This window comes from Haloferax sp. s1, assembly GCF_058382125.1.
On record NZ_JBZRPK010000175.1, the window covers coordinates 1 to 1,616 of the forward strand.

Sequence of the window (1,616 nt, forward strand, 5' to 3'; positions counted from 1 at the left end):
GGACAGTGGTGTTATCGAAAACCTGACCGAACATCCGGATGCCAAACACCGATGGGGTGGTTGGAGCCACGACGGCACCCGATTCGCGTTCACCTCGAACCGCCGCGACAACGCCGTCTTCGACGTGTACGTGCAGGCCCGCGACGGAACGGGAATGGACGCCGAACTCGTCCACGAGGGCGACGGCTGGCTCACTCTCGGCGGCTGGTCACCCGACGACTCGAAGCTCATCGTCCAAGAGGCGTACTCGAACTTCGACCAGGACGTGTCCGTCCTCGACCTCACGACCGGCGAACTAACCCATATCACGCCGCATCAGGGCACAGTTCGGTTCCAGAGTCCCGAGTGGGGTCCGGACGGGGAGAACATCTACATGGTGACAGACCGCGGGAGCGACACGCTCGAACTCGTCCGATACAACCTCGAAGACGGCGGGTTCACTGTCGTCGAATCCGGCGGCGACTACGAACTGGAGGGCGTCAGCATCGACCACGAGTCGCGCCGACTCGTCTACACGCGAAACGTAGAAGGCTACACCGAACTCACGTTCGGCGAACTCATCGCCCCGGACGAAATCGATGCGTTCCCCGAACCCGACCTACCGGGTGGTGTCGCAGGCGGCGTCTCCTTCTCGCCGGACGGCCATCGCGCCGCGGTTACAGTCACCGCCAGCGCCGACACCGCCAACGTCTACGTGGTCGAGTTACAGACCGGCGAAGCCGAGCGATGGACGCGTGCAGCAACCGCGGGCATCCCACGGGATACGTTCGTCCCGCCCGAACTCGTCCACTATCCGACGTTCGACGGCCGCGACATCCCCGCGTTCTTCACGCTCCCGGAGGAGTCTCCCGAGGGCGAGACGCCCGTCATCGTCGATATCCACGGCGGCCCCGAATCCCAGCGTCGCCCGTCGTTTTCGGCGGTCAAGCAGTACTTCCTCTCGCGCGGCTACGCCTACTTCGAGCCGAACGTCCGCGGCTCTGCGGGCTACGGGAAGGCCTACGGCCACCTCGACGACGTGGAAAACCGGATGGACTCGGTCGCCGACATCGAAGCGGGCGTCGAGTGGCTCCACGACCACCCGGCTGTCAACCCGGACAAAGTCGTGGCGATGGGCGGCTCTTATGGCGGGTTCATGGTGCTCGCGTCGATGACCGAGTATCCCGACCTGTGGGCCGCCGGTATCGACATCGTCGGCATCGCCAATTTCGTCACGTTCCTCGAAAACACCGGCGACTGGCGGCGTGAACTCCGCGAGGCCGAATACGGCTCGCTCGAAGACGACCGCGAATTCCTCGAATCTATCTCACCGCTCAACAACATCGAGAAGATTCGCGCGCCGTTGTTCGTCCTCCACGGCGAAAACGACCCACGGGTTCCCGTCAGCGAGGCACACCAACTCGTGGAGAACGCCCGTGAGCACGCGCACGTCCGAGAACTCATCTTCGACGACGAGGGACACGGTTTTTCTAAATTAGAGAACCGAATCGAGGCGTACTCGCAGATTGCTGACTTCCTCGAAGAGTACGTCGGTAGCGCGGCCTCGAACTGACTCCACAACCTACCTGATTTTCCGTTAGAGTCAAAACGCGGGCCATCGAAGCTCTGTCTATATG

The 1,616-nt window shown here is 62.6% G+C and carries 1 protein-coding gene; it reads left to right on the forward strand.

Features of this window, described 5'->3' with window-relative positions:
- A partial coding sequence (locus QT222_RS01375; protein WP_491476062.1) for a S9 family peptidase occupies positions 1 to 1,552 on the forward strand: 1,552 nt, incomplete at its 5' end.
- Between the last annotated feature and the right edge of the window lie 64 nt (positions 1,553 to 1,616).